25 protein-coding genes are annotated in these 23,270 nt (G+C 61.9%); 12 read left to right on the forward strand and 13 right to left on the reverse strand.

Annotated features, from left to right (window positions below; all coding sequences use genetic code 11):
* The first annotated feature begins 59 nt into the window (after window positions 1–59).
* Window positions 60–701, forward strand: coding sequence for a pseudouridine synthase (locus HBJ59_RS25940; RefSeq protein ID WP_167665208.1), 642 nt, complete (start codon window positions 60–62; stop codon window positions 699–701).
* On the opposite strand, the gene HBJ59_RS25945 is transcribed toward HBJ59_RS25940, so the two are convergent.
* The gene (locus HBJ59_RS25945) at window positions 696–905 is read right to left on the reverse strand and encodes a DUF2788 domain-containing protein (RefSeq protein ID WP_026077819.1); all 210 of its coding nucleotides are present in this window, start codon (window positions 903–905) and stop codon (window positions 696–698) included. The two genes, HBJ59_RS25940 and HBJ59_RS25945, sit on opposite strands and share 6 nt — an antisense overlap.
* Window positions 906–1,091: 186 nt before the next feature.
* Entirely contained in the window at window positions 1,092–1,571 is a 480-nt protein-coding gene (locus HBJ59_RS25950; RefSeq protein WP_003194418.1) for an Lrp/AsnC family transcriptional regulator, read from the reverse strand.
* Between the two features lie 414 nt (window positions 1,572–1,985).
* Here HBJ59_RS25950 and HBJ59_RS25955 point away from each other — a divergent pair, with 414 nt between their 5' ends.
* A complete protein-coding gene (locus HBJ59_RS25955; protein WP_167665209.1) occupies window positions 1,986–3,095 on the forward strand; it encodes a DUF6515 family protein in 1,110 nt (369 codons plus the stop codon).
* Here HBJ59_RS25955 and HBJ59_RS25960 read toward each other — a convergent pair.
* Together HBJ59_RS25960 and HBJ59_RS25965 are read right to left on the reverse strand one after the other, a co-directional pair.
* Window positions 3,092–3,985, reverse strand: a complete 894-nt coding sequence (locus HBJ59_RS25960; protein WP_167665210.1) for a cation diffusion facilitator family transporter — start codon at window positions 3,983–3,985, stop codon at window positions 3,092–3,094. The two genes, HBJ59_RS25955 and HBJ59_RS25960, sit on opposite strands and share 4 nt — an antisense overlap.
* Before the next feature lie 15 nt (window positions 3,986–4,000).
* Window positions 4,001–4,420 carry a hypothetical protein gene (locus tag HBJ59_RS25965; protein WP_017476229.1) on the reverse strand — a complete coding sequence of 140 codons (420 nt, stop codon included), beginning with the start codon at window positions 4,418–4,420 and terminating at the stop codon, window positions 4,001–4,003.
* Between the two features lie 199 nt (window positions 4,421–4,619).
* Here HBJ59_RS25965 and hrpB point away from each other — a divergent pair, with 199 nt between their 5' ends.
* Complete coding sequence (gene hrpB, locus HBJ59_RS25970; RefSeq protein WP_076014066.1) at window positions 4,620–7,127, forward strand: ATP-dependent helicase HrpB; 2,508 nt, start codon at window positions 4,620–4,622, stop codon at window positions 7,125–7,127.
* Window positions 7,128–7,283: 156 nt separating this feature from the next.
* On the opposite strand, the gene HBJ59_RS25975 is transcribed toward hrpB, so the two are convergent.
* Window positions 7,284–8,372, reverse strand: a complete 1,089-nt coding sequence (locus HBJ59_RS25975; protein ID WP_076014065.1) for an endonuclease/exonuclease/phosphatase family protein — start codon at window positions 8,370–8,372, stop codon at window positions 7,284–7,286.
* 41 nt (window positions 8,373–8,413) lie between these two features.
* The gene (locus tag HBJ59_RS25980) at window positions 8,414–9,073 is read right to left on the reverse strand and encodes a YciC family protein (RefSeq protein ID WP_076014123.1); all 660 of its coding nucleotides are present in this window, start codon (window positions 9,071–9,073) and stop codon (window positions 8,414–8,416) included.
* 179 nt (window positions 9,074–9,252) lie between these two features.
* Between HBJ59_RS25980 and HBJ59_RS25985 the strand changes: the two genes are divergently transcribed.
* The 3 genes from HBJ59_RS25985 to HBJ59_RS25995 all read left to right on the forward strand — a co-directional run bounded on the left by HBJ59_RS25985 (window position 9,253) and on the right by HBJ59_RS25995 (window position 11,265).
* A complete protein-coding gene (locus HBJ59_RS25985) occupies window positions 9,253–10,023 on the forward strand; it encodes a DUF2076 domain-containing protein (protein WP_167665211.1) in 771 nt (256 codons plus the stop codon).
* Window positions 10,024–10,152: 129 nt separating this feature from the next.
* Window positions 10,153–10,629 (forward strand): NYN domain-containing protein, encoded by a 477-nt coding sequence (locus HBJ59_RS25990; RefSeq protein ID WP_017476223.1) that lies wholly within the window; start codon window positions 10,153–10,155, stop codon window positions 10,627–10,629.
* Between the two features lie 24 nt (window positions 10,630–10,653).
* A complete protein-coding gene (locus tag HBJ59_RS25995; RefSeq protein ID WP_017476222.1) occupies window positions 10,654–11,265 on the forward strand; it encodes a PolC-type DNA polymerase III in 612 nt (203 codons plus the stop codon).
* A gap of 148 nt (window positions 11,266–11,413) precedes the next feature.
* Here HBJ59_RS25995 and HBJ59_RS26000 read toward each other — a convergent pair whose 3' ends face one another.
* Window positions 11,414–11,707: a DUF6124 family protein gene (locus tag HBJ59_RS26000; RefSeq protein ID WP_167665212.1), complete on the reverse strand. Its 294-nt coding sequence runs from the start codon at window positions 11,705–11,707 to the stop codon at window positions 11,414–11,416.
* Window positions 11,708–12,056: 349 nt separating this feature from the next.
* Window positions 12,057–12,518: an Lrp/AsnC family transcriptional regulator gene (locus HBJ59_RS26005; RefSeq protein WP_167665213.1), complete on the reverse strand. Its 462-nt coding sequence runs from the start codon at window positions 12,516–12,518 to the stop codon at window positions 12,057–12,059.
* A 160-nt stretch (window positions 12,519–12,678) separates the two neighbouring features.
* Between HBJ59_RS26005 and yedA the strand changes: the two genes are divergently transcribed.
* Entirely contained in the window at window positions 12,679–13,575 is an 897-nt protein-coding gene (gene yedA / locus HBJ59_RS26010; RefSeq protein WP_076014060.1) for a drug/metabolite exporter YedA, read from the forward strand.
* 48 nt (window positions 13,576–13,623) lie between these two features.
* Window positions 13,624–14,955 carry a DEAD/DEAH box helicase gene (locus tag HBJ59_RS26015; RefSeq protein ID WP_076014059.1) on the forward strand — a complete coding sequence of 444 codons (1,332 nt, stop codon included), beginning with the start codon at window positions 13,624–13,626 and terminating at the stop codon, window positions 14,953–14,955.
* Between the two features lie 124 nt (window positions 14,956–15,079).
* Here the strand turns inward: HBJ59_RS26015 and HBJ59_RS26020 are convergent, their stop codons facing one another.
* Window positions 15,080–16,315 (reverse strand): TIGR03862 family flavoprotein, encoded by a 1,236-nt coding sequence (locus HBJ59_RS26020; protein WP_167665214.1) that lies wholly within the window; start codon window positions 16,313–16,315, stop codon window positions 15,080–15,082.
* Between the two features lie 172 nt (window positions 16,316–16,487).
* Complete coding sequence (locus HBJ59_RS26025) at window positions 16,488–17,408, reverse strand: histone deacetylase (RefSeq protein ID WP_167665215.1); 921 nt, start codon at window positions 17,406–17,408, stop codon at window positions 16,488–16,490.
* A gap of 76 nt (window positions 17,409–17,484) precedes the next feature.
* Here HBJ59_RS26025 and HBJ59_RS26030 point away from each other — a divergent pair, with 76 nt between their 5' ends.
* Genes HBJ59_RS26030 through HBJ59_RS26040 form a run of 3 tightly spaced genes read left to right on the forward strand, consistent with a single transcriptional unit; the run spans window position 17,485 to window position 19,549 of the window.
* On the forward strand, window positions 17,485–18,054 hold the full coding sequence (locus HBJ59_RS26030) for a GNAT family N-acetyltransferase (RefSeq protein WP_167665216.1): 570 nt from the start codon (window positions 17,485–17,487) through the stop codon (window positions 18,052–18,054).
* A gap of 41 nt (window positions 18,055–18,095) precedes the next feature.
* Window positions 18,096–18,965: an acyl-CoA thioesterase II gene (tesB, locus tag HBJ59_RS26035; RefSeq protein WP_167665217.1), complete on the forward strand. Its 870-nt coding sequence runs from the start codon at window positions 18,096–18,098 to the stop codon at window positions 18,963–18,965.
* Complete coding sequence (locus HBJ59_RS26040) at window positions 18,962–19,549, forward strand: HAD family hydrolase (protein WP_167665218.1); 588 nt, start codon at window positions 18,962–18,964, stop codon at window positions 19,547–19,549. The genes tesB and HBJ59_RS26040 overlap by 4 nt, the downstream gene beginning before the upstream one ends.
* A gap of 135 nt (window positions 19,550–19,684) precedes the next feature.
* Here the strand turns inward: HBJ59_RS26040 and HBJ59_RS26045 are convergent, their stop codons facing one another.
* From HBJ59_RS26045 to HBJ59_RS26055, 3 genes are all read right to left on the reverse strand, one after another.
* Window positions 19,685–20,662 (reverse strand): hypothetical protein, encoded by a 978-nt coding sequence (locus tag HBJ59_RS26045; protein ID WP_076014053.1) that lies wholly within the window; start codon window positions 20,660–20,662, stop codon window positions 19,685–19,687.
* Window positions 20,663–21,550 carry a neutral zinc metallopeptidase gene (locus HBJ59_RS26050; protein ID WP_076014052.1) on the reverse strand — a complete coding sequence of 296 codons (888 nt, stop codon included), beginning with the start codon at window positions 21,548–21,550 and terminating at the stop codon, window positions 20,663–20,665.
* Between the two features lie 236 nt (window positions 21,551–21,786).
* Window positions 21,787–22,203 carry a hypothetical protein gene (locus tag HBJ59_RS26055; RefSeq protein ID WP_167665219.1) on the reverse strand — a complete coding sequence of 139 codons (417 nt, stop codon included), beginning with the start codon at window positions 22,201–22,203 and terminating at the stop codon, window positions 21,787–21,789.
* Window positions 22,204–22,388: 185 nt separating this feature from the next.
* Between HBJ59_RS26055 and HBJ59_RS26060 the strand changes: the two genes are divergently transcribed.
* Window positions 22,389–23,267 (forward strand): DMT family transporter, encoded by an 879-nt coding sequence (locus HBJ59_RS26060; RefSeq protein WP_017477864.1) that lies wholly within the window; start codon window positions 22,389–22,391, stop codon window positions 23,265–23,267.
* Window positions 23,268–23,270 lie beyond the last annotated feature (3 nt).

A 23,270-nucleotide genomic window follows, 5' to 3' on the forward strand; every position in this document is an offset into this window, starting at 1 on the left:
GTTATTTAACGGTCAGGCCACTAGCATTGTCGGTCCTGACCGTTAGATGTTCCTTTGCCATGTCCCGTCCTGCCCGTCCCGTTTCCCGCCGCCCTGATGTGAAAAGTCCGCAAACTTCGTCGGCCCCGCGTCGTGTCGCCAAGGCGCCACCAGCTGAGCCCAAGTTGATCCTGTTCAATAAACCCTTCGATGTGCTGACCCAGTTCAGCGACGAAGGCGGGCGGGCGACCCTCAAGGATTTCATCGACATCCCCGGCATTTACCCGGCCGGACGCCTGGACCGTGACAGTGAAGGTTTGTTGCTGCTGACCAACGACGGCCAATTGCAAGCGCGCATCGCAGACCCCAAGCACAAGCTGGCGAAAACCTACTGGGTGCAGGTGGAAGGCGAGCCGACCGAGGAGCAGCTGCAACGCCTGCGCGATGGTGTGCAACTCAACGATGGCATGACCCTGCCCGCCGAGGCCCGGCAACTGGACGAGCCGCAACTGTGGCCGCGCAACCCGCCGGTGCGGTTTCGCAAAAGCGTGCCGACCTATTGGCTGGAGTTGGTTATTCGAGAAGGGCGTAACCGCCAGGTGCGGCGCATGACGGCCGCCGTAGGGTTGCCGACATTGCGTCTGGTGCGGGTGCGGATTGGTGACTGGTCGATCGACGGCCTGGATCAAGGCCAGTGGAAGGAAGTGCCGGCGCGCTTATAAGGCGCCGGACTCGATCAGGCCGATCACCACGCTCTTGATGATAAACGCGGCGACGCCCAGGCCCAGCACGAAGAACAGGATCATCGAGCCAAAACGCCCGGCCTTGGATTTCTTCGCCAGGTCCCAGACGATAAAGCCCATGAAAATGATCAGGATGCTGACCAGGCCGGTCATCATCCATTCTTCAAACACGGCGGGATCAATCGAGTTCATTGGGTGGTTTCCGGCTGAGGCAGGCGTCGATTATACGCCAGGGCAATCGGCGCGACATTGACCTGCGTCGGTCTGTGGGAGCTGGCTTGCCTGCGATTGCATCACCTCGGTGTCTCTGCAAGACCGAGTCGTTTGCATCGCAGGCAAGCCAGCTCCCACATTTGTTCCGCGCTAGCCTTAGGTGCGCAAATGGGTCAGCGGCAACTCGGTGCTGTTGAGCACCTGGTTCAGCACAAAGCTTGAGCGCACGCTGGTGACGCCTTCGATGCGGGTCAGGTGCCCCAGCAGCAGTTTCTGGTAGTGGTCCATGTCTGGCACCACCACCTTCAGTTGGTAGTCAGCGTCCATCCCGGTCACCAAACTGCACTCCAGCACTTGCGGCAAGGTGCGGATGGCGGCTTCGAAGTTCTCGAAACGCTCGGGTGTGTGTCGGTCCATGCCGATCAGTACGTAGGCCGTGAGACTCAGGCCGAGCATCTTGCGGTCGAGCAGGGCGACCTGGCGGGCGATGTAGCCGTCGTCCTCCAATTGCTTGACCCGGCGTGAGCACGGCGAAGGCGACAGGCCGATGCGCTCGGCCAACTCCTGGTTGGAGATCCTCGCGTCGCGCTGTAATTCCGCCAAAATACTCAGGTCGTATCGGTCAAGCTTGCTCATGGGGCTGGCCTTTGTCGTAACTATTGCGGCGAATTATCTATCCAGGGTTAAAAATTGCGCAAGCACTGTTTATTGACGCAATCTTCGCAATCCTCTGTCCGGGCCTGGAGCGTAAAGTTATCAACAGAATCACCGCCCGGACATACAGTCCACTGCAGCCCGCTCATACCGCCGGCTGCGGCCGCCAACCCCACAGGGTTGCCCCGGCCCCCGGGCTGCACACTGTCCACAAGACGGCGTGAGGTGAGCCAACGTCAAAAGCGTTGAGCCAGGACGAAGTTCTCAAGGGGCGACCGACGGGTCGCCCCTTTTTATTGCCTGCGAAAATACTTCTCGTGACTGATAACCTGTCGCAGAACCGGGCCCCGGTTTTCCAGTCTTACGTGTAGGCCCTAATCCGCAGTGAGGAATAGCATGAAGCGCATCTGGCGTTTGGCAGGTGTTGGTTTGCTGATGGTAACCGTTGGTGCGCAAGTGATGGCCGACGAACAGCCTCGCTCTGAAGGCGGTGGCCAGCGTGAGGAAGGGCACCCGGGTAACAACCAGCCGCGGCCGCAGAACAACCAGCCTCGACCGCAAAATAATCAACCGCGTCCTGAAGCCCCTCGTCCCGAGAACAATCAGCCGCGTCCGCAGAATCAGCATTTCGAAAATAATCAGCCACGGCCGCAGAACGAGCATTTCGAGCGGCCCAATGGTGGTGGCCAGTGGCAAGGTCGCCCGCAAGGCAATCAGCAACAACCTCCGCACCAGGCGCCCCAGCCGGCTAATAATCTGCCGATCCAGGGCCGCCCGGATACCGTGCGCCAGACCCAGGAACCGCGTCCCGGCAACTACCAGGACATTCCGCGTCGCAACGATGGTAATCAGCACTGGCAGGCAGGCAATGGCGGCCAGGGTGGCCCCGGCCGGCCCGGCTTCAATGGCGGTGGCAATAACCACCCCAACGATCATCGCTGGCCGGGCCGTCCCGACGGGCACGGTAATGGCTGGGGCCCCGGCCCGCAGTACCGTCCCGGTTACACCGTCGACCGTTTCCCCGACCGCAACTACCGCGTGCCGTATCGTGGCCAGGACTACTTCTTCTCGGGTGGCTACTGGTATCGCCCACAAGGCCCGCGCTATGTCGTAGTGGCGCCGCCATACGGGATTCGCGTGCAATACCTGCCGGATTACGCACGGGAAGTGTGGGTGGGCAGCGCACTGTTTTTCCTTGCCGCCGGTGCTTATTACACCTACGAAGAAAGCAGCCAGCAGTACGTGGTGGTGCAGCCACCACCCGCCGCGCCAGCGCCGCAGCCAACGCCCCAAGGCAACGGGTATGACGTGGTGGCTTACCCGGCCAACGGCCAATCACCGGCGCAGGTCCAGCAGGACGGTTACGACTGCTATCGCTGGGCGGTGCAACAAAGTGGTTTTGACCCAAGGACCGTCACCTACGCCCCAGACCCGGCCGTGGTGCAAACCTACCGCCAGGCCCAAGGCAACTGCCTGAGCAGTCGCGGCTATCAGGTGCAGTACTAGGCCTTCGCGCCCTTGACCACTTCCTGCGGGTCGGCGTGCACTAGCACTTCGGCGCGCGGGTAGGCTTGGTGGATGGCATCGGCGGCTTGATCGCTGATGCCGTGGGCCACGGACAAACTCAATTCCCCCGGTAACTCCAGGTGCAGTTGCACGAACCAGTGGCTGCCGGAAATCCGCGTGCGCAAGTCATGGGCGCCCAATACACCGGGCACACTGCACGCCAGTTCCAGCATGTGCTGGCTGACATCCGGCGGCAGTTCCTCGTCCATCAGCACCGAAAAACTTTCCCGGGCGATCTGGATGGCGCTCCACAAGATGTAGGCCGCGATGCCCAGGCCAAACCAGGCGTCCACCTGATGAAAGCCGAACGCCGCCAGCACCAGCGCCACCAGGATGCTGCCGTTGAGCATCAAGTCTGAGCGATAGTGCAGCGAGTCGGCGCGAATGGCGTTGGAGCCGGTTTCGCGGATCACCCGGTATTGCAGGATCAGCAGCGCTGCGGTCAGCGCCAGGGACAGAATGATCACGCCAATGCTCAGCCATGGCGCGCCCACCGGCTCCGGATGCTGCAAACGCTGGAACGCCTGGAATGCGATCAACACCGCACTGCCGGCGATGAACAGCGCCTGGGCCATGCCCGACAGAGATTCTGCCTTGCCATGGCCATAGCGATGATCGTCATCCGCCGGGCGCAACGCGTAGTGCACAGCCAGCAAGTTGAGCAGCGAGGTGACGCCGTCGAGCAGCGAGTCGGTCAGCCCGGCGAGCATGCTCACCGAGCCACTGAGCCACCAGGCGATGGCCTTGGTCACAATCAGCACACAGGCCACGCCGACGGACGCGCGGGTGGCCAGGCGCAACAGCCGGGCGTGTTCGTGACTGGTGGTCATGGGGGGAGTCAGTCCTTAAGCGGCGGGTTGCAGGCCCAGGGTGGCGAGCTGTTGAACGCTGCCCTTGAACTGGATCATGCGCGGGTCGTCCAGCGGCAGGTTATGGCCGGTTTCTTTCTGGATGATGGTTTGCAGCTTGGCGTTGTCGACCTTGCCGTCGGCGCCGATGGCTTGCTGGAGTTTTTCCGGGGCCACCTGGGCGGTTTTGCCCGGTTCGAAATAAATCGCGCCGGTGGCGAAGTCGACACCAAAGGCGATCAGGCCCGGGATCACGTAGAACAGCAGGCCGACCGCATCGAGCACGGCAATCGCCGGGTCGATCTTGCCGTCGATCTGGCCACGGCGGTCGGGGTAGAAAATCGAACCGCACGCCGTCAACTGGCTCAGCAGGGTGACGGCCAGAACACCGCCGATGACACGGGAAGCAACACGCATGGGACTCTCCTGAAATGAACGGTAGGAGCGAGCTTGCTCGCGAAAAACGTCAACGATAACGCGTACTGCCTGAATGTGCGCGGCGCTCTTGGGTTTTTCGCGAGCAAGCTCGCTCCTGCAAGTGAAGGGTATGCCTTTGAGACCACCACCGGCCCCCGGCAGTTCGCCGTTATACTCGCCGCTCTGCTTTGGAGCCAGTATGAATTCGTTGCCAATCGATGATGTTTTACCCGCCCTGCGCGACGCCTTGGCGACGCGCCATGAAGCCGTGCTCGAAGCACCGCCCGGCGCCGGTAAAACCACACGGGTGCCGTTGGCGCTGTTGAATGAACCCTGGCTGGCCGGGCAAACCATCTTGATGCTCGAACCCCGCCGGCTGGCCGCCCGCGCAGCGGCAGAAAGACTGGCCAGCGAGCTGGGTGAAAAGGTCGGCGAAACCGTCGGCTACCGCATTCGCCTGGACAGTAAGATCGGCCCCAACACCCGTATCGAAGTGGTCACCGAAGGCATCCTCACTCGCCGCTTGCAGGATGATCCGGCGCTGGACGGCGTGGGTTTGTTGATCTTCGACGAGTTCCACGAACGCAGCCTGGACGCCGACCTGGCGCTGGCCCTGAGCCTCAATGGCCGAGACCTGTTTCGCGACGAGCAGCCGCTGAAGATCCTGCTGATGTCCGCCACCCTGGAAGGCGAGCGCCTGGCCGGGTTGCTGGACGACGCGCCGATCCTGCGCAGCGAAGGGCGCATGTACCCGGTGCAGATGCGCTGGGGTCGGCCATTCCAGCCCGGCGAATTTATCGAGCCGCGGTTGGTGCAGACCATCCTTGAAGCCCTGCACGATGAAACCGGCAGCGTGCTGGTGTTCCTGCCGGGCCAGGCGGAAATTCGTCGGGTCAATCAGCAGTTGGCTGACGCACTGGGTGATAACACCAATGTGCTGTTGTGCCCGTTGCATGGCGAACTGGACTTGGCGGCCCAACGCGCCGCCATCGACCCGGCGCCTGCCGGCCAGCGCAAAGTGGTGCTGGCCACCAACATTGCCGAGACCAGCCTGACCATCAACGGCGTGCGCGTGGTGATCGACGCCGGGCTGGCGCGGGTCCCGCGCTTTGACCCGGGCAGCGGCATGACCCGCCTCGACACCCAGCGCATCTCCCGCGCCAGCGCCACCCAGCGTGCCGGCCGGGCAGGGCGACTGGAGCCGGGGGTGTGTTATCGGTTGTGGTCCGAGGATCAACATGAAGGGCTGGCGGCGTATTCCAGCGCGGAAATTCTCTCGGCGGATCTTTCCGGTTTGGCACTGCAATTAGGCCGCTGGGGCGTGGCGCCGACTCAGTTGGTGTGGCTCGACGTGCCGCCAACCGCCGCTTATGCACAGGCCCAGGATTTGCTCGAGCGTCTTGGCGCGTTGAGCGATACCAAGCTGACCGCCCACGGCCAGAAAATGGCCGGGTTACCCGCGCATCCTCGTATCGCTCATTTGCTGTTGCGAGGTCAGGATTTGGGCTTGGCAAACATGGCCTGTGACGTAGCAGCGCTGCTGGGTGAGCGCGATATCTTGCGCGGCGCCGGCGCGGATTTGCACAGTCGCCTGGCGTTGTTATCCGGCGAAGAAAAGGCCCGTGGCACCCAAGGTGGCGTGCAGCGTGCCAAACAACTGGCCCGGCAGTACCGTGGCTATTTAAGAGGCAAGGCTGAGCAACCGGTCGCTGATCCCGATCATCCGCGCTGGCTCGGCGCGTTGCTGGCGCTGGCCTACCCGGACCGTGTCGCCCAGCAACGGCGTGCGGGCGGTGCCGAATACCGCCTGGCCAACGGCCGAGCCGCGCTGTTCGCCGAAGCCGACAGCCTGATGAAACAACCCTGGTTGGTGATCGCCGACCTGGGCAGCCGCCAGGGCCAGCGCGAAGAACGGATTTACCTCGCGGCGGATTTTGATCCGGCGTTGTTTGATTCGGTATTGGCCGAGCAGGTGCGCAACGTCGACCAGTTGGATTGGGACGAGCGCGAAGGCGTGCTGCGGGCCGAACGCCAGCGCAAGGTCGGCGAACTGGTGCTCAGCCGCGAGCCGCTGACCGGCCTCGACGAATCTGCCCGCAGTCAGGCGCTGGTTAACCTGGTACGGCGCAAAGGCCTCGAACTGCTGCCCTGGACTCCTGAACTTCGGCAATGGCAGGCGCGGGTGATGCTGCTGCGTCATCTGGACACCGGCAAGGCCAGTGAATGGCCGGATGTCAGCGACAGCGCCTTGCTCGCCAGCCTGGAACATTGGTTGATGCCCTACCTGGGCAAGGTGTCGCGCCTGAGCCATTTTGCCAATCTGGATATTTCCAGCTTCCTGCATAACTTGCTGCCGTGGCCGTTGCCTGCGCGGTTGGACGAGCTGGCGCCGCACCAACTGAAGGTGCCGTCGGGCTCGTCGGTGCGTCTGGACTACAGCGAGCAGCCGCCGATTCTGGCGGTGCGCTTGCAGGAATTGTTCGGGCTGGCGGACACCCCACGGATTGCCGGCGGGCGGCAGGTGGTCAAGCTGCACCTGTTGTCACCGGCAAGGCGCCCGGTGCAGGTAACCCAGGACCTGGCGAACTTCTGGCGCAGTACTTACGCCGAGGTGAAGAAGGATTTGAAGGGGAGGTATCCGAAGCATTACTGGCCGGATGATCCGTTGATCGCTGAACCGACTGCCCGGATCAAACCGAGAAAGTAAGCGCGATGAAGATCAAATGTGGGAGTGGCGGTGCGACGATTCGACTTGCTCGCGAAAGCGGAGTGTCAGTCAATGTAGATGTCGACTGACCCAACGCTTTCGCGAGCAAGCCCGCTCCCACATAAATCGGTTTTCACAGAGTATTTGCAGTGTGGCTTACTGCGCGGCGGGCAACAGGAACCGCGCAATCACCGGCAAGTGATTGGAGATACGCACCGTATCGCTCTGCCGCACCTTGCTCTCAACCTTTTTGATTCGCGAACTGTAGAACAGGTAGTCCAGCGTACGATCCGGCCCGTCCACGGTCGGGTCATTCGGGAAATACGTCAGCCATTTATCCCGATCAATGCCGCTGGATTCGTTGTTGCTCGGGATCATTGGGTACTTTTCCCACAGCAGATGCAGCTCACTGTCCGGCGAATATTGCCCGCGTTTACCGGCGTCCAGGCGCAGGAACTGCCCCAGGGGCAACAGGTTGAAATCCCCGCCCATCAGCCATGGCGTGCCACGGCTTTCGAATTTATCCACCAGCTTGACGGTCGCCTGCACCTGTTCCAGCACCGCGTTGTGCCCGGGGGCCGTGCCGTCCAGGCGAGTATTGAGCACGGCCAACTGGCCGCCGTCGCTCAACGGCAGGTAGGTCAGCAATAACGCGGGTTTGGCCTGGAATTGACGGCTGATCAGATTGGCGCGGGCCACCGGCAATTGCAGGCGCTCGGCGTGTTCGATCTGGTAGCGGCTCATGGTCACCAGCTTGCGGCCGACGCTGCCGAAGATGTGCAGGTCGGGCACAAAGTCGGCTTTCCAGTCGAATGCCTGGACGCTGCACGGGTAGAGGTCGGCCAGGCGCTCCTGGAGCAAGGCCAGTTGGTCCTGGTAGCTGGAAGGCTTGGCGCCTTCGTCGACTTCCTGCAACAGCAGGATGTCTGGCTGCTCGTCGCGGATCACCCGTGCCACTTCGTCGAGGCTGGCGGCCATGTCTTCAACGGTGGGGCGGTCGTCCGGGCCGCTGCCGTCTGCGGTGTCGTACCAGAACACGTAGTTTTTGCCCGCCAGGTATTGCACGTTCCAGGTCATGACCTTGAGGGCCTGGCCCGGCAGCAGGGTCGGCGCACGGGGCGCGACGCAGCGGATGGGCAGGGTTTCCTTGTCGGCAGGGCGCCAGGTCAGGCTGTAGACCAAGCCGGTCAGCAGGCCCGCGAGGATCAGCAGGCCCAGCAAGGTAATGCGCAGTAATCGGGTCATCGGCTCGGCTTATGGCGTTGCAGGACAAGGCCCGGAGCATATCACCGCACGTCGGCGTCGCCACCAATCAACATGAACAGGCGGAACAACACCACGCTGGTGAACAGCTGCAGGAAGCTTTGCGCGCTGTCCATCAGCAGGCCCAGCAGCGGGTTCGGGTCCGGGTAGACCGCCACGCTGGCGCCCTTGAGCAACCACAGTGGGGTCATAACGCACAGCAGGCACACGAGGATGCGCCAGAAATGCCCACGGGTCAGGCGCAGGCTTTCCTTCATGGCCGACAGCGCCGACATGCCCCTCAGTACCAGCAAGTATTCGGCGAAGGCCAGCACCACCATCAGCCACAAGCCCGGCAGGAAATACAGAGACAGACCCAGCAGGATCAGCAGCGTGCTGACTGCGGTCAGCAAGGCAAAGCGCGGCCACAGGGTCAGGGCCATCGCCAGCACATCCAGGGTGCGCGGCGATTCGCCCCGGGTGCGGGCGTCGAGGAACAGGATCAGCGCGCCGGTGTACAGCGGGTACACCAACAGCCCGACAATCACGCTGTAGCCGGGAAATGCATCAGGGCCGAGGGTGTGGTCGAGCACCTGTTGCAGCAGGGCCTCGAGGATCACCAATGGCAGGCACAACTGCACGATGGCACCCAGGTTGCGCTTGAAAAAGAAAAAGGAGTCGCGCAGTACGTCTAACGGATTCATCAGGGTCTTCACAGGCCGAAAAGCAAGGGCGTTACTTTAACCGATCATGAGCAGATGCAAGCAAACGTAAACCTTGCGTAAAGACCATTGAAACAATCAGTAACAGCCCCATAACTGGGTTGTACCTTGCACATCGTGCGCAAGGCGAAGATTTCTACCGGCAATCTAACGAGGTCGCCATGAACAGCGAAGAGCAAACCCTGATCGATGGACTGTTTTCACGGTTGCAGCAAGCCGAAACGGACTCAGCCCCCCGCGACGCCCAAGCTGAAGCGCGGATCAAGGAGCACGTCACTCGCCAACCGGCCGCTGCGTACTACATGACTCAGTCGATTCTGGTGCAAGAGCATGCAATCAAGAGCCTTGATGCGCAGAACAAGCAGCAGGCCCAACAAATTCAGCAATTGCAGGACCAGCTGCAACAGGCCAGGTCCCAGGCGGCGCAGCCTGCACCGAGCAGCGGCGGTTTCCTGTCGAGCATCTTTGGTGGCGGCTCCCGCGACCCGCAGCCTGCCCAGAACGCGCCTGCGTCCTCCGGCGGCGGCTGGCGTGAACCGGCGCGTCCGTCGTCTGGCGGGCAACCCGCACCGCAGCAGAACTACGGTGCCCCGCAGCAGAATTACCAGCAACCACAACAGGCCCCCGCAGCGCCGATCGGCAGCGGTTTCCTCGGCGGCGCACTCAAAACCGCAGCCGGCGTGGCCGGTGGTGTGATGCTGGCAGAAGGCATCAGCAGCCTGTTCAACCACAACTCGCAACAGCCGCAAGTCGTGGAAGAAATCATCCGCGAAGAACCGGCGCCGGCCAGCGACAACGGCAACTGGGGCAACGACGACCAGAAATTTGCCGGCAACGACAGCTGGGGCAGTGACAACAGCTCCGACAGCTTCGCCGACAGCGACTATTCCGACGACTCCTCCTCCTTTGGCGACGACGATTCCTTCGTCTGACCCACACTCAACCGGGGCGCTTCGTCGCCCCGGGCTGATTTTTCTCGGAAACTGCCTTGTGGCTGGCATACTGGCAACCTTTCCGGGCCTTTGAGCCCGGGGTCCATGCGCGTGTCATGAGGATTTGCGGTGAAAAAGATAGCCGTGTTCGCCGATGTACAAAACCTCTACTACACCGTGCGCCAGGCGTACGGTTGTCACTTCAACTACGCCGCCCTGTGGGCTGACATCAGCCAGCGCGGGCAGATTGTCGAGGCGTACGCCTATGCCATTGACCGTGGCGACAGCAAGCAGCAGCAGTTCCAGCAAATCCTGCGCAACCTTGGTTTTACCGTGAAGCTCAAGCCTTACATCCAGCGCAGCGACGGCTCGGCCAAGGGCGACTGGGACGTGGGCATCACCATCGACATCATGGACGCCGCCGCCCATGTCGACGAAGTGGTGCTGGCTTCCGGTGACGGTGATTTCGACATGCTGCTGGACCGCATCATCAACAAGCACGGCGTCGAGGCTGTGGCCTACGGCGTGCCGGGGCTGACGGCCAACTCACTGATACGCGCCGCCAGCCGCTACGTGCCGATCGAAGGCGCGTTGCTGCTTAAATAGATTTTCGACGGAGTTGGAACAGGTTTGGAACGTATAGCGGTCATCGACTTTGAAACCACCGGCATCCAGCCGAGCAGCAGCTGCCGGGCCACGGAAATCGCCGTGGTCATCCTGGAGCAGGGCCAGATCGTGGACCGCTACCAGAGCCTGATGAACGCCGGCGTGCGCGTGCCGGGGTTTATCGAGCAACTGACCGGCATCAGCAACGCCATGCTGCGCACCGCGCCGTCGGCGGAGCGGGTGATGAACGAGGTGAACGAGTTTGTCGGCACCACACCGCTGCTGGCCCACAACGCCGCGTTTGACCAGAAATTTTGGGATTTCGAGCTGGGGTTGATCCGGCGCACCCGTTTGCAGAAGTTTGCCTGTTCATTGTTGCTGGCGCGGCGCTTGATGCCAGCGGCGCCGAATCACAAGCTGGGTACGCTGACCTCATTTGCCCAACTGCCCCACACCGGCAAGGCTCACCGGGCGATGGCGGATGCGGAGATGGCGGCGAACCTCACCGCGCATCTGGCCCAGGAACTGCGCCGCACCCACGGGTTGCGGGAGCTGTCACACGAACTGCTGTGCAGCTTGCAGAAGGTTCCGGCGGCGAAGATCAATGATCATCTGAAGAAGCATCGCGGGTTCTAAGGCGCTCAAGCCGAATGCCCTCTTCAACATGGCGAAGATCCAAATGTGGGAGCGGGCTTGCTCGCGAATGCGGTGTATCAGCAAACACATGTGCTGACTGACACGGCGCCTTCGCGAGCAAGCCCGCTCCCACATGAGTTTTGCGGTGTTATTGAGGCTGTAAACAGTCCAGCGACCGATCCACCACCACCTTCGCCATCTCCACCAAATGCATCACCGCCCGCTGCTGCCCGTTCATGGGTTCGCCGGGTATCTGTGCGGTTGCCACGGCGCAATGCAGCAAGTCGGCCGCCCGTGCCAGGGCGTCTTCGAAACTCATGTTGTCGTTGAGCACGAAGGGTGCGCCGTCCGGAGCGGAGGCTTTGAGGTAGTAATCGATGGCGCGGCGGGTGAGGGTGTTGTCGCCGAGGATTTCTTCGTGGGAACTGGTTGTTTTGATCATGGGGGAAACTCCTGAAACTGAAGCTATTACCTCCCGCAAATCGGACTTGCACATCCGGTCACCGAATGGTCGATGACCGGGCGAGACTAGCGATTTGATCCAGCGTCGACAAGGCTTAAGAGCCCTCTAGGAAAGGTCCTGCAAATGAAAGGGATCAGTCGTGCTGGCCCTGAAAGAGGTCGCCCGCCGGAGAGGAGTTCATCGACACTAAGAGTAGTGGCGATCGTTCCCACGTTCCGCGTGGGAATGCGGCCCTGGACGCTCTGCGTCCGCTCTTCAAGTCGTGACGCAGAGCGTCACCGGATGCGTTCCCACGCAGAGCGTGGGAACGAGCTGCCGAGCGGCGTGTTCAGTTGCCACTCTTCCCATTCCCCTCCAACTGCCCCAACGGCACCCGTCGTTCTATCGCGCTCGACAATATGATCGAGGTCTTGCTGAACCCGAACTTCGCCACCCGATTGATCAAACTCTCCAACTCCGGCATCGACCCCACCGCTGCCTGCATGATCACGCACGGATCGCCGGTCACCCGATGGCACTCAGTCAATTCGGGGATTTCCGCCAGTGCGTCGTAAACCTTCTGGCTCCCATGGTTGGTCAGCCGCAGCTCAATCACACACTGAATCGGCAACCCCACCTTCGACAGGTCAACCTTGGCCTGATACCCGGTAATCACACCACTGGCTTCCAGTTTCGCCACTCGCTCAGCCACGGCGGGCGCGGACAGGTTCACGGTGCGCGCCAGTTGCGCGTAGGACGCGCGGCCGTCTTCCAGCAGGGCGCTGAGAAGCATGCGGTCGTATTTGTCCATGATAAGGCTCCGGGAAGGCGTGGCTTTCGAAAGCACGGTTTATAGCCTTGATAACCATGTTTTGAAAAGTGTACGGGCGCTTTAAACAGGTTTTGTAACTTATGTTTGCGGCCGGGGATTTCTAAAATAACGCTCCTTTGTCCTGCCGCAGAGCTACCCAATGCCTGGCCCACGTCGCTTTCCCTTACCGTTGATCGCTGCCTTTTTTGCGTTGTATGTGATCTGGGGGTCTACCTACCTGGTGATCCGCATTGGTGTGGAGTACTGGCCGCCATTGCTGCTGGCGGGTATTCGCTTTATGACAGCGGGTGCGCTGATGTATGCCTTCCTGCGCTGGCGTGGGGCGCCGGCGCCGACGTGGGTGCAGTGGAAGGCTGCCGCGAAGATCGGCATTTTGCTGCTGACCTTCGGCAACGGCGCGGTCAGTGTGGCCGAGCATACGGGCGTGGCGTCCGGGGTTGCCGCGTTAGCGGTGGCGACCGTGCCGTTGTTCACCTTGCTCTGTGGTTATTTCTGGGGCGCGCGTAATACCCGCCTGGAATGGGCCGGGGTACTGCTGGGGATTATCGGCATCGCCATGCTGAATATGGGCTCCAACCTGCAATCGAGCCCCACCGGTGCGGCCTTGCTGATTTTTGCGGCGGCGGCCTGGGCCTTTGGGTCGGTGTGGAGCAAGCATTTGCCGCTGCCTCAAGGTGCGATGGCCAGTGCGGCGGAGATGCTGATTGCTGGCGCCGTGCTGCTGGTGCTCAGTGCCGTCAGCGGCGAACACCTGCAAGCCATGCCACCGCTGGAAGGCTGGCTGGCCTTGGCGTACTTGACCGTGTTCGGCTCGATCATCGCCTTCAATGCCTATATGTACCTGCTCAAGCACGTGCGCCCGGCGGCAGCCACCAGCTATGCCTACGTCAACCCGGCGGTGGCGGTGTTGCTCGGGATTGTGTTTGTCGGCGAGACCATCGGCACGGAAGAAGCCCTGGCGATGTTGGTGATCATCAGCGCTGTGCTGCTGATCAGCCTGCCACAGTGGCGAAAGCCGAAACCGGAAATAAGGTAAACTGCGGCGCATTGCGACCTTGCGCTGACTTTTTCCTACGGTATTACCATGACTTTCGCCACACTTGGCCTGATCGAACCCTTGCTGCGCGCCCTTGAGACGCTTGGCTACCAGACCCCGACGCCGGTGCAGGCGCAAGCCATTCCGGCGGTGCTGGCCGGTCGCGACCTGATGGCTGCGGCCCAGACCGGCACCGGCAAGACTGCCGGTTTCGCCGTGCCGCTGCTGCAGTTGCTGACCATGGAAGGGCCGAAAGTCAGCGCCAACTCGGTGCGCGCGCTGATCCTGTGCCCGACCCGCGAGCTGGCCGAGCAGGTTCACGCCAGCGTCGCCGAGTACGCCCAAAACTTGCCGCTGACCACGTACGCCGTATACGGCGGCGTGAGCATCAACCCGCAGATGATGAAGCTGCGCAAGGGTGTTGATGTACTGGTGGCCACCCCTGGCCGCCTGATCGACCTGTTCCGCCAGAACGCGCTGAAACTCAACCAGCTGCAAACCCTGGTGCTGGACGAAGCCGACCGCATGCTCGACCTGGGCTTCTCCGAAGAACTGGCGAACATCTACCGCATGTTGCCGAAAAAGCGCCAGACGTTGCTGTTCTCCGCAACCTTCTCCGACGAGATCCGCCAGTTGGCCGGGCAGATGCTGATTGACCCGCTGACCGTCGAAGTCAGCCCGCGCAACGTCGCTGCCAACACCGTCAAGCAATGGGTGGTGCCGGTGGACAAGAAGCGCAAGGCGGAACTGTTTGTGCACCTGATGCGCAAGGGCCGCTGGAAGCAAGTGCTGGTGTTCGCCAAGACCCGTAACGGCGTGGATGCGCTGGTGGAAAAACTCCAGGGCCTGGGCATCAATGCTGACGGGATTCACGGCGACAAACCACAAGCCACTCGCCAGCGCGCGCTGGATCGCTTCAAGAGCAGTGACGTGCAGATCCTGGTGGCTACTGACGTAGCGGCCCGTGGCCTGGACATCGAAGACTTGCCGCTGGTGGTCAACTTTGACCTGCCGATCGTAGCTGAGGATTACATCCACCGCATCGGCCGTACCGGTCGTGCGGGCAACACCGGTGAGGCGATTTCCCTGGTGTGTGCGGATGAAGTGAACATGCTGTCGGCCATTGAGACGCTGACCCGTCAGACATTGACCCGGAAGATGGAGCAGGACTTCGAACCGGAGCATCGCGTGCCGGACACCGATGCCACTGGCCAGGTGGTGAAGAAGCCGAAAAAGCCGAAGAAACCCAAGGCGTCCGGTGGCGGCAAGCGCAACCTGGGCAAGTGGGTGGAGAGTGGCGAAGTATCGGTGGCGGAGCCGTCGATCAAGCCGGTGCGCAAGGTGCCTGCGTTTAATACTGGCCCGCGTAAGAAGAAGTAAGGTCACTGTAGCGAGGGAGCGTGCTGTGGTGAGGGAGCTTGCTCCCGCTGGAGTGCGCAGCGCTCCTGCTTTTTTTGGGGCCGCTACGCAGCCCAGCGGGAGCAAGCTCCCTCGCCACAGGTAATCAGTTAGCCTTCAGCCACTCCAGCATGCCGCGCCCAGCCACTCGCCCGCTGGCAAAACACCCCGTCAGCAAATACCCGCCTGTCGGTGCTTCCCAATCCAGCATCTCGCCTGCGCAAAACACGCCCGGCAATTGCTTGATCATCAAGCGTTCATCCAGCGCCTCAAACGGCACACCGCCCGCAGTACTGATGGCTTCGTCCATCGGCCGGGTTTTCACCAGCGTCAGCGGCAGCGCCTTGATATCCACCGCCAACTGCGCCGGATCATTGAAATGCTCGGCCGGGGTCAATTCCCGCAACAGCGCCGCCTTCACCCCGTCCACTCCCAACTGACTGTGCAAATGCTTGCTCATCGAGCGTGAGCCACGTGGCTTGCTCAACGCCGTAATCACCTTGTCCAGTGGCCTGCCCGGCAACAGGTCGATATGCACCGTGGCCGATCCATCCCGATTGATCGCCTCACGAATCGGCGCCGACAACGCATAGATCAGGCTGCCTTCGATGCCTGTGGCGGTGATCACGCATTCACCTAGCCGAGGTTTATCGTCCGCTAACCCGATGGCGACGTTTTTCAACGGTGCCCCGGCGAATTTGCTGACCATCAATTCGCTCCAGGCTGACACCTCGAAGCCACAGTTACTCGGTTGCAACGCTGCGTAAGGCACGCCTTGGTCTTCCAGCAACTTCAGCCACGCCCCGTCCGAACCCAGCCGCGACCAACTGCCGCCGCCCAACGCCAGCAGCACCGCATCCCCGCGCACACATTTGTCGCCTTCGGGGCTGTGGATAAGCAGGCTGCCGTCTGAATTCCAGCCCAGCCAGCGATGACGGGTGTGGATAACTACGCCTTGGTCCCGCAGGCGCTTGAGCCAGGCGCGCAGCAGCGGGGCGGCTTTCATGTCGGTAGGAAACACCCGGCCGGAACTGCCGACAAAGGTTTCAATCCCCAGCCCATGTATCCATTCGCACAACGCTTCGGCACCGAACTGACGCAGCAACGGCGCCATGAACGGCGCCCGCTCGGCATAGCGCGACAGGAACGCCGGGTAGGCTTCGGAGTGGGTGATGTTCATGCCGCCCACGCCCGCCAGCAGGAACTTGCGGCCCACCGATGGCATGCCGTCGTACACGTCGACCCGAACTCCGGCCTGGCTCAACACTTCCGCGGCCATCAGCCCGGCAGGGCCGCCGCCGATGATGATGACGTGTTGAGGTGAGGTTTGAGGCTGGGGCATGGGGATAACTGCGGTTCGGCAAAGTAGGCCGAGCATTCTACCCGAGGACGGCGAAACTGCCTGATCAAAAAATGAACAGCTTTCTGCAGCCCATGCAGCTTATGGCTTGCAGAGGCTTTCACTCAGGTTATCCACAGGCAGTTCCACAGCGATTGTGGGTAAGGTGCATAACTCAATGACAACCGGATGACGTCCAGACCCGCTGCGCACTGTGGTGCAGGATCCCGTGGCGACGGGCCAGGGCAGGGCGGTCTTTGCTGTAGCCACCGCCGATCACGCCGACCACCGGAATGTCGCGGCCCAGGCAGTGGCGCATCACGCTTTCGTCGCGGGCGGCGACGCCTGCGTCTGTCAGCTTGAGGTAGCCGAGGGCGTCGTCCTTGTGCACATCTACGCCGGCGTCGTACAGCACCAGGTCGGGCTGATACAGCGGCAGCAGGTAATTGAGGGCATCGTCGACGACCTTGAGGTAGTCCGCGTCGCCCATGCCCATCGGCAGCGGAATGTCCCAGTCGCTTTCGGCCTTGCGGGCGGGGAAGTTTTTTTCGCAGTGCAGGGACACGGTGATCGCGTCCGGGGTGTCGTGCAGGATGCGCGCGGTGCCGTCGCCCTGGTGCACGTCGCAGTCGAAGATCAGCACCCGGTTGACCCGCCCGCTGGCCAGCAGGTAATGGCTGATCACCGCCAGGTCATTGAAGATGCAGAAACCCGCCGGGTAATCGTAGTGGGCGTGGTGGGTGCCGCCGGCCAGGTGGCAGGCCAGGCCGTGCTCCAGGGCCTGCTCGGCCGCCAGCAACGAGCCGCCCACCGCGCGCACGGTGCGCCGGGCCAGGGCTTCGCTCCAGGGCAGGCCGAGGCGCCGCTGGTCTTCGCGGGACAACTCGCCGCTCATGTAGCGTTCGATATACCCAGGTTCATGGGCCAGGGCCAGAACCTCGGCAGGGCAGAGTCCCGGGCGCAGCAATTGGCTGTCCTTGGTCAGGCCGCTCTCCACCAGGTGGTCGCGCAACAGGCGGAATTTATCCATGGGGAAGCGGTGGTCCGCCGGGAACTCGGGGCTGTAGTCGTCGTGGTAGATCAATGGCAAAGGCATGGCGATTTCTGACGGGAACCAGCGACGGATCTTAACAGCGCGTTACACTCACGCACATGGCAAGGGAGGGGGACCAATGGAGCCGATACTGGAATTGGAGAGCGCACGCCTGTTGCTGCGCCAATGGAGTGATGCCGACCTGCCGGAGTTTGCGCGCATGTGCGCCGACCCGCAGGTGATGCGTTATTTCCCGGCCACCTTGAGCCGCCTGGAAAGCGCTGCGCTGATCGGGCGTATTCGCGGCCATTTTGCCGAGTACGGTTTTGGCCTGTGGGCGTTGCAGCGTAAGGACAGCGGCGAATTCATCGGCCTTACCGGCTTGCTGAATGTCAGCTTCGAGGCGCCGTTCACCCCGGCGGTGGAGATCGGCTGGCGCCTTGCCAAGGAACACTGGGGCCTGGGCTACGCCAGTGAGGCGGCCTGGACCGCCTTGCGCTGTGGTTTCGACCGGCTGAAGCTGGACGAGATTGTTTCGTTTACCACTGAAGCCAATCTGCCATCACAAAAAGTCATGCAAGCCATCGGTATGCATTACGATCCCCTGGCAGATTTTGAACACCCCAAGGTCGCAGCGGATGACCCGGTGCGGCATCATGTGTTGTATCGCATCACCCGCGCCCAATGGTTGGACACGCTGCACGGATAAGCAGCCCGGAATGCCCAATAGATTGTTGTAGGAGATGCTCTATGAGCCAAGTGTTGGAAGATCTGGTGGACCTGCTGACCCTGGAGCCGATCGAGGAAAACCTCTTTCGTGGCCGCAGCCAGGACCTGGGCTTTCGCCAGTTGTTCGGCGGCCAAGTGCTCGGCCAGTCGCTGTCGGCGGCCAGCCAGACCGTTGAAGAAACGCGGCATGTGCATTCGTTGCACGGTTACTTCCTGCGCCCGGGCGATGCGGCGCTGCCGGTGGTTTATTCGGTCGACCGAGTGCGCGATGGCGGCAGTTTCAGCACGCGCCGGGTGACGGCGATCCAGAAGGGCAACCCGATCTTCACGTGCAGCGCTTCGTTCCAGTACGACGAAGAAGGCTTCGAGCACCAGACCACCATGCCTGTGGTGGTCGGTCCGGAAAACCTGCCGTCGGAGCTGGAACTGACCCAACAGCGCGCGCACCTGATTCCTGAGCACATGCGCGAAAAGCTGCTGTGCCCCAAGCCGATCGAAGTGCGGCCGGTGACCGAGAAAGACCCGTACAACCCGCAGCCGTCCGACCCGGTCAAATGCGTGTGGTTTCGCGCGGATGGCGCCTTGGCCGACTCGCCGGCGCTGCACAAATACCTGCTGGCCTACGCCTCGGACTTCGGTCTGCTGACCACTTCGCTGCTGCCCCATGGCAAAACCGTGTGGCAGAAAGACATGCAAGTCGCCAGCCTCGACCACGCGTTGTGGTTCCACGCCGACCTGCGTGCCGATGACTGGCTGCTCTACGCCATGGACAGCCCGTGGGCCGGAAATTCCCGTGGGTTCTCCCGAGGCAGCGTGTACAACCGCGCCGGGCAACTGGTGGCGTCGGTCACGCAGGAAGGCTTGATTCGTCATCGCAAGGATTGGGCATGAGCCTGAGTGATGTGAAGCATTGGGTGTTCGACATGGATGGCACCCTGACGGTGGCCGTGCATGACTTTGCGGCGATTCGGGTGGCGCTGGATATTCCGGCGACTGACGACATTCTTACGCACCTGGCGGCATTGCCTGCTGATGAAGCAGCAGCCAAGCATGCGTGGCTGCTGGAGCATGAGCGTGAGTTGGCGCTGGGTTCGGTAGCGGCTGAGGGCGCGGTGGAGTTGGTGCGGGAACTGGCCGGGCGTGGTTATCGCCTTGGCATCCTGACGCGCAATGCGCGGGAGCTGGCCCATGTGACGTTGCAGGCAATCGGCCTGGCAGACTGCTTTGCGGTTGAGGATGTGTTGGGGCGTGATGATGCGCCGCCCAAGCCTGATCCGGGTGGTTTATTGAAGCTGGCGCGAGCGTGGGAAGTGACGCCGCAAGATATGGTGATGGTCGGTGATTACCGGTTTGATCTGGATTGTGGGCGGGCGGCGGGGACCAAGACGGTGTTGGTTAACTTGCCGGATAACCCGTGGCCGGAACTCGCGGATTGGCATGCCGAAGATTGCGCGGTATTGCGTCGAATGCTCTAACCCCAGGCAATGAAGATCAAATGTGGGAGCGGGCTTGCTCGCGAATGCGGTGTGTCAGTCAATACATATGCTGACTGATCCACCGCATTCGCGAGCAAGCCCGCTCCCACATTTTTGATCCGGTTTCTTCAGTGATTATTGGAACAGTACTTTCTGCCCCTCAGGCGACGTGAACATCTTGTCCCCGTCATGCCCAACCCCCGGCACTTCAACCAGCTTGTGGCCCAACTGCGGATGCCGCTGCTTGAGGTAGTCAAAGTAGTTGTGCCCGCGAATCAAGCGATACGCACCCTGGGTTTCAGCCCCACAGCTCTTGTCCAGCGCCGGGTGATTCGGGTCGGTGTCTTGCTGGCCCAGCAGGTAAGTGACATTGCGCGACACGTACGCCTGCTCAAGCTGCTCGGCACTTTGTCCCTTGGCGTAGGCCGGCAGGTTTTGCATGCCGTATTTCCAGTCATTGAAGCCCGGGCAACTGGCCACATCGAACTTCACCGGCCGTTGCGGGCTGAAGTACGCGTAGGACGAAGGGTTGGCCACCACGTAGCGCAGGCTGATGCCTTCGGTTTGCAGTAGCGGGTGATCATGCCCGGTCAGTGCAAAACGCTGCACCACTTGGCCGCCGCCAGAATGGCCGGCCACCACGATTTCCTTCAGGTTCGGGAACAGCTTGCGGTTGCCCAGGTGCTTGATGATCTGGTCCAACGCGCCGTAGGAGCTGATTTGGCCCGGGCCGGTGGACGGCTCGCCGGCCATCCAGTCATTGCTGTTCCAGCGCAGGGTCTGGCTGTCGATCTGGTTGCGCTTGATGTCGGTCTGGTTGAGAAACTGCGGCGCAATCACCAGGGTATTGGCGTTTTGTCCTGCGGCTTCGGCGGCTTTTTCGCCGCTGCCCAGGTAGGTCATGGCGTTGCGCAGGCGGCCATGCACGATGATCAGCGCACGGGTGACTTGAGGCAGTGGCTGGCGCCAGTCCTGGCTCAAGCCGACGCTCAGGTCGCCGGCATCCAGGTGAAATCGATCGGGACTGACCACCTTGACGCCATGCTCGGCAGCCCAGGTGGGGGTGGAACAGGTGATCAACAAACCTAACAGCAGACCCAGTCGTTTATTCATTTAAAGGCTCTTGGCGGTAAAGGTGTCGCATTGAGTGATCTGGCCCTGGGCGAAGCCGGTCTTGAACCAGCGAACCCGCTGTGCCGAGGTGCCGTGGGTAAACGAGTCAGGCACCACGCGGCCCTGGCCCTGTTGCTGCAAGCGGTCATCGCCGATGGCGTTGGCCGCATTCAGTGCCTCTTCAATGTCGCCGGGTTCCAGCCAGTTCAGGCGCTTTTGCGCGCGGTTGGCCCACACCCCGGCGAAGCAGTCGGCTTGCAGCTCCTGGCGCACCAACAGGCCGCCGTCGCCTTGCATCTGCCGGCCTTGCTGGCGGGCTGCCTGAATCTTCGCGGAGATGCCCAGAAGCGTCTGAACGTGGTGTCCGACTTCATGGGCGATTACGTAGGCCTGGGCGAAATCCCCGGCGGCCTTGAAGCGTTGGGACATTTCCCGGAAGAAGTCCAGGTCCAGGTATACCTGTTGGTCTGCCGGGCAATAGAACGGCCCGCTGGCGGACGTGGCGCCACCGCAGGCGGAGTTCACCCGGCCACGGAACAGAATCAATTTGGGGTTCTTGTAGCTCAGGCCGTTTTCCTGGAACACCTGGGCCCAGGTGTCTTCGGTGTCGCCGAGGACGGCGCGCACGAAGTCGGCCTGTTCATCATTGGCCGGCGGTGCCTGGCGGGTTTGCGGGCTGACGGAGGGCGCTTGCTCGGTGAGCTGGCCGCTGAGTTGCCCGAGGATCTGCATCGGGTCCTGGCCGGTCAGCCAGCCGATGCCGACGATCAGCACGATGGCCGTCAGGCTCAGGCCCTTGCCGCCGCCAAAGCGCATGCCGCCACCACCACCGCTGTCATCGCGGGCGTCCACCACGTTGTCGCTGCGTCGGCCTTTTTTCCATAGCATGTGGCAATCCTCTTGATGGTTCTGCAGCTCAGTGTTGTTGGTGTGTAGGGTTGGCGCCAGTCCGGCTGTCGGTGGTGAGGGGGCTTGTCCCCCGTTGGACTGCGTAGCAGTCCCAATAAGAACACCGAATCCTTCCAGAAAGAACACTTTTGCCTGCTATTGGGCTGCTGCGCAGCCCAACGCGGGGCAAGCCCGCTCGCCACAGGTAATGGGTGTCCAGCGGGAAGTTATGGGTGTCAGTCGCGGCAATAACCTTCGCCGGTGTCGACGATCAGGCAGTCTTTCTTGTCGGCCAGCCATTTCAGGCCGGTGGCTTCGCCGTCGCCGGCGCTCAGGATCTGCGGGCCGTCCGGGCGTTCAAAGGTGATGCCGTCTTCAGAGGCCTGGCCCTTGAAGGTGCCGGAATCATCGTCATCCAGGCCGTATTTCATGGTCAGTACATAGTGGCCGCGGCCAATGCTGTCGTCCTTGGCGATGGTCAGGTTCAGGCCTTCGACGCCAATCCACTTGCCGACCCATTTGTCGGTGGGCAGCACTTCCGGTACCAGCGTCGCTTGGACGGAGGGCGGTGCCGGTGCTTTGGCGGTCTCGGCTTGTTTGTCGCAGGCGCTGAGCAGCGCCAGGGTCGAAAGAATAAACAGGGTTTTTTTCATGGTACGAAGGCCTTGGTTAAAAAACGCGCAATGGGCGGGCGGACGTGAGTGTTGGACTGGAAAACCGCAATTTAGTGCGCTGTTCGAACAGTGTTTGGTTATGCTCTTGAGCGAGGCGCGTCACCCGTTCTAGATTATGCCGCGGTATGCGGCGGTCATTTCAGCCTGCCACTCAAGAGAATGCAATGACCCTCAGCACCCCACTTTCCGGCGTCAACCACCCGCTCAAAGGCATTTTGCTGATTGTGGTGGCCACTTTTCTGTTTTCCAGCCACGACGCGCTGTCCAAATACCTGGCCGGGTTTTACCCGATCGTGATGGTGGTGTGGGCCCGTTACCTGGTGCATACGCTGTTGATGGCCGGGATTTTCCTGCCGCAATCAGGGCTGCGGGTGCTGCGCAGCAAGCGCCCTTTGCTGCAGGTGGCGCGCGCGTTGTGCCTGCTGGGTACCAGCCTGTTTTTCACGGCGGCGTTGCACTTTATCCCGTTGGCCGAGGCCACGGCGGTCAACTTTCTTGCGCCGATCCTGGTCACCGCCCTGTCGGTGCCGCTGCTGGGTGAGCACGTGACCCGTGGCCAATGGCTGGCGGTGATTTGCGGGTTCATCGGAGTGCTGATCATTGTGCACCCGGGCGGTGAGCTGTTCACCCCGGCGGTGTTGTTGCCGCTGACGTCCGCGCTGTTCTTCTGCTTCTACCAACTGCTCACCCGCATCCTCAGCAAGTACGACACGCCCACCACCAGCAACTTCTTCGCCGGGCTGTGCAACACCTTGGTGATGAGCGCGCTGGTGCCGTTCTTCTGGCAGGTGCCGAGCCTGTGGCATGGGGTGTTGATGCTGGCGCTGGGCAGTTGTGGGATGACCGCGCACTTGATGCTGACCCAGGCGTTCCGCTTCGCGGCGCCGGCCTTGCTGGCGCCGTTCGGCTATTGCCAGATCGTGTTTGCGGGGTTGTTGGGCTGGCTGGTGTTCAACCACACCCCGGACCTGACCACGGTGGTCGGGATCGGGGTGATCTGTCTGAGCGGGTTGGCCGCAGCCTGGCAGCAGCGGCGCAGGTAGGAA

Source organism: Pseudomonas sp. AN3A02 (genome assembly GCF_011765255.1).
In the GTDB taxonomy this organism is placed as follows: domain Bacteria; phylum Pseudomonadota; class Gammaproteobacteria; order Pseudomonadales; family Pseudomonadaceae; genus Aquipseudomonas.